Origin of the sequence: Mesorhizobium sp. WSM4312 (assembly GCF_002294875.1) — a bacterium.
Classification (GTDB): Bacteria; Pseudomonadota; Alphaproteobacteria; order Rhizobiales; family Rhizobiaceae; genus Mesorhizobium.
In genome coordinates this window covers 1-2,777 of the sequence record NZ_NSFU01000047.1, presented here as the reverse complement: position 1 = coordinate 2,777, position 2,777 = coordinate 1, and the positions used below count along the sequence as shown (strand labels likewise).

General features: G+C 66.4%; 3 protein-coding genes. 2 read left to right on the top strand and 1 reads right to left on the bottom strand.

Annotated features, from left to right (window positions below; genetic code table 11):
* On the bottom strand, positions 1–949 hold a 949-nt coding region (locus CK228_RS34540), incomplete at its 3' end, for an ornithine cyclodeaminase family protein (protein ID WP_095790655.1).
* Between the two features lie 197 nt (positions 950–1,146).
* Here CK228_RS34540 and CK228_RS34535 point away from each other — a divergent pair.
* Together CK228_RS34535 and CK228_RS34530 are read left to right on the top strand one after the other, a co-directional pair.
* Complete coding sequence (locus CK228_RS34535) at positions 1,147–1,560, top strand: DOPA 4,5-dioxygenase family protein (RefSeq protein WP_095790654.1); 414 nt, start codon at positions 1,147–1,149, stop codon at positions 1,558–1,560.
* Between the two features lie 81 nt (positions 1,561–1,641).
* Positions 1,642–2,475 (top strand): class I SAM-dependent methyltransferase, encoded by an 834-nt coding sequence (locus tag CK228_RS34530; protein ID WP_245438185.1) that lies wholly within the window; start codon positions 1,642–1,644, stop codon positions 2,473–2,475.
* Positions 2,476–2,777 lie beyond the last annotated feature (302 nt).

Sequence of the window (2,777 nt, the reverse complement as noted above, 5' to 3'; positions counted from 1 at the left end):
CCCCCGCAGCCTGCGCCCGCAGATACGCCAGCCCCGCCACCGCCAGATCCCCGACAGCCATGCCCCGGAACACGAACGCCGTGGCCTCGCCTGTGCCCCGCCGCCCCGCAAAGTCACCGCAGACCAGGCCTGTCAGGTCGCCGGCGACCAGCGTGGGGTCGACCATGGGTTTGGGCATCTTTTTCTCCTGCTCCAGATCGTCGACGACGATGCGGTCGAGGCGGCGCATGGTTTCGGGCAGCCAGGGCAAAGCGAGGTCGGTGATGGCGGTGAAGCTTCCCGGTTTCAGCCAGTTGGCGTCGAGGAACGGTTCGGGTTCGGGCACCAGGGTCACCGTCGACACCACCATGTCGGCGCCCTCCACCGCGGCCCTTGCCGTGTCGCAGGGGATTGCGTCCAGGCCGCGCGACCGGGCCATCTCGCAAAGCGCGTCGCGATTGCTTTTGCCGCGGCCGAAGGCGCGGATTTCGCGCAGCGGAAAGAGGTCGGCGAACGCTTCGAGGTGGCCGCGCGCTTGCACCCCGCAGCCGATGAAGGCGACGGACGAGGCGTCGTGCCTTGCCATGCGCCTGGCGGCGACGGCGCTGAGGCCCGCCGTGCGCTTGGCCGTCACCCAATTGCCGTCGACCAGGGCCAGCGGCAGGCCGGTCTCGGCGTCGAGCAGGGTGATCAGCGAATTGAGCGTTGCCAGCCCGCGCGCGGCGTTGCGCGGGTTCACCACCAGCGACTTGGTGGCCAGCACGGGTGGCACGGTGGCGACGCCGAGCGTGGCCATGAAGTAGCGGTCGTCGCCCGGCCACACGGCGGCCTTGGGCGCGCACCAGACTTCGCCCCTCCTCTGGCCGACGATCTGGCGCTCGATCTCGTCGACGATGTCAGGCGTGGAGATCGCCAGGCGATCGAGAACCGCCGACGACAGATAGGGCAGGGTTTCGGCGGTGTTCGTCATGTCATTTTCCCTAAGAAAACCGTCAGACTACACGATGTGCGCGGGGCCGGAAGCCTCGCGCCGCGAGCGGCATAACGGCATGCCTGGCCGATCAACCGGGTCCAGCCATTGCCGGTCTTGCCGGCGGCTCGGGTGGCCTTGCTTAAAGCCGCGTTCTTGGGCTGAATGGCGGGACACGCCGCGAGGAGGGCATCGAGATGACCCAAGACAGTCCAAGGCCGCTTGCCGAGATCGCCAGCTATCATGCCCATATCTACTTCGACGGACAGGCCGAGCGGCAGCATGCCGAATGGCTGCGGCTGCGCATCGCCGAACGGTTCCGCGTGCGCCTGGGCAGTTGGCACGACAAGCAAGTCGGCCCGCATGAGCAGGCCATGTACCAGGTCTCCTTCGCAACCGGGATTTTCGGGGCGCTGGTTCCGTGGCTGATGCTGAACCATGGCGGCCTGAGCATCCTCATCCACCCGAACACGGACAATCCCAAGCGCGACCATCTGGTCGATCCGGTCTGGATCGGCCGGCCGCTGGGGGTGCATGGCGACGTGCTTCCGGACGAGCATGAGGCGGAAGAGGCGCTGGAGCCGAACACCGAGCCGTCGCTGCCGGCGTAGCCCGGCGTCGCCTGCCTCGCAGGGCATTGCGTGATGCCGTCGGGTGCGCTTCTATCCCGCCGCGCCATGGGGGGTCATCATTTGTCTGCTGGGAATCAAACGTCCACCGGTCACGAAGCGAGCGAGGCCGGCTGGCTCGATCTTCATTTCGAATCGTCGCGGCCCGAATACGAGGCGGCCTTGCTCGACGCCGGTATCCGCCCGGGCTGGAGCGTGCTCGACGCCGGATGCGGCAGCGGCGGCTTCCTGCCGCTCATCGCCAGGGCCGTCGGCCCATCCGGCTTCATCGCCGCGCTCGACCTCGCGCCTGAAAACATCGGCCGGGTCGAGGCGCTCGCGGGCACGCTGCCCGAGCCGCCGGAAATTGCCACGCATGTCGGCAGCATCCTGTCGCTGCCATACGCCGACGCATCGTTCGATTGCGTCTGGTCCGGCAATGTCATGCAGTATCTGACGCCGGCCGAGTTCGAGCTTGCCGTCGGCGAGGCCAGGCGCGTGCTGAAGCCGGGCGGCATCTTCGCCGTCAAGGATTTCGATTCGACGATCCTGCAGATCCTGCCCATGGACCGGGCCCTGCTGGGGCGCTTCATGGCCGCCAGGCTGCAGGGGTTTCGCGACCGGGGCGTGCTCGGCACCGATTGCGGTTCGACGCTTCCGGCGCGTCTGCGGCAGGCCGGCCTGGAGGTCGTCAGCCGCAAGGGCTGGCTGGTCGAGCGCTGGGCGCCGGCGCCTCGCTTCACGCGCGACTATGTTCGCGACCTGCTGGCCTATTTCGCCAGCGTCGCGCCGGGCTACGCCCTGCCTGACGCCGACCAGGCCTATTGGCGGGAGCTGAAGCAGCGGCCGGATCGCCTGCTCGACGATCCCGACTTCTGCTACCGCGAGTTCTTCGTCATGGCGGTCTGCCGGATTTAGCGATCGGCGATCATCTCGCTGGTGATGGCTACGAACCTGATCGCGCAGGGAATTGGGGCGTTCGAAAACGGCGACAAATAAGTTGCGAATTTCACCACGCAATGGTCGCCTATTCGATCGAATTTCTTTGCAACCCGTTAATTTGGCCATGCTGTTAATAAGCGTCTGCTAATGCGGTTGTGTGCGTCAAGTTCTGCAAAAAGGGGGCGGCCATTGTGCTGGTCAAGCGGCTTGGCGTAGAGCGAGCTTCTTGTGCTCGCGCAGGTCGTCCATGTTGATGTAGCGATTTGCCTCCATCCAGT

Coding starts and splice junctions, on each gene's coding strand:
- CK228_RS34535 (WP_095790654.1), top strand. CDS start 1,147: ATGACCCAAGACAGTCCAAGGCCGCTTGCCGAGATCGCCAGCTATCAT.